Origin of the sequence: Streptococcus infantis, assembly GCF_047464615.1 — a bacterium.
Lineage (GTDB): Bacteria > Bacillota > Bacilli > Lactobacillales > Streptococcaceae > Streptococcus > Streptococcus infantis_Y.
Genome location: NZ_JASHBO010000043.1, coordinates 1 through 758, shown reverse-complemented (window position 1 = coordinate 758; position 758 = coordinate 1). Strand labels below are relative to the sequence as shown.

General features: G+C 38.8%; 1 protein-coding gene. It reads right to left on the bottom strand.

From position 1 onward, the window contains the following. Positions 1-143 precede the first annotated feature (143 nt). A complete protein-coding gene (gene tnpA / locus QM450_RS10580) occupies positions 144-608 on the bottom strand; it encodes an IS200/IS605 family transposase (RefSeq protein WP_414320562.1) in 465 nt (154 codons plus the stop codon). Positions 609-758: the final 150 nt, after the last annotated feature.

The window sequence follows — 758 nt, the reverse complement described above, 5'->3', positions numbered from 1 at the left end:
AATCATGACCACCCGTCAAACGGGTGGTTTGAACCAGGGCTATAAGCCCAGATTACAAGCCAGCGCCTAAAGACGCTGGCTTTCACGTTGTTCAAGCCTCATTGCTCTTGACTCGTCACTTGCCTCTTAAAGAGGCTTTTGTATTACTTGCCACTATCCCTAAAGGGATCTTCATATTCTTTTACACTCAACTTATCTAAAGCAATATCTTTTCGCTCTTGTTCCTGAATGTATTTTTTTATTGTGGCTTCATTGAGGCCAACTGTACTCACATAATATCCCTCTGCCCAAAAATGTCGATTTCCAAACTTATATTTCAGATTTGCGTGTTTATCGAACATCATTAGAGCGCTTTTACCTTTTAAATATCCCATGAAACTTGAAATACTAATTCTAGGTGGAATACTTACCAACATATGAACATGATCTGGCATTAAATGGCCCTCGATAATCTCAACACCTTTATAACTACATAATCTATGGAATATTTCTCCCAAACTACTTCGATATTGATTATAGATCTCTTTTCGTCTATACTTAGGGGTGAACACAATGTGATATTTACACATCCATTTTGTGTGTGATAAACTATGTGCTTTTTGAGCCATATTTTTCTCCTTTCGCTTTACAATTGGCTTGAACACCTTATTTGTATCGCGTTTGGAGTTTTTTGGTATAACCTTCGATGCGCACCCGCATAGCGGGTGGTTTTTTTGTCTCGCACCTAACGGAGCGAGACGGACTGAAAGTCACATAAT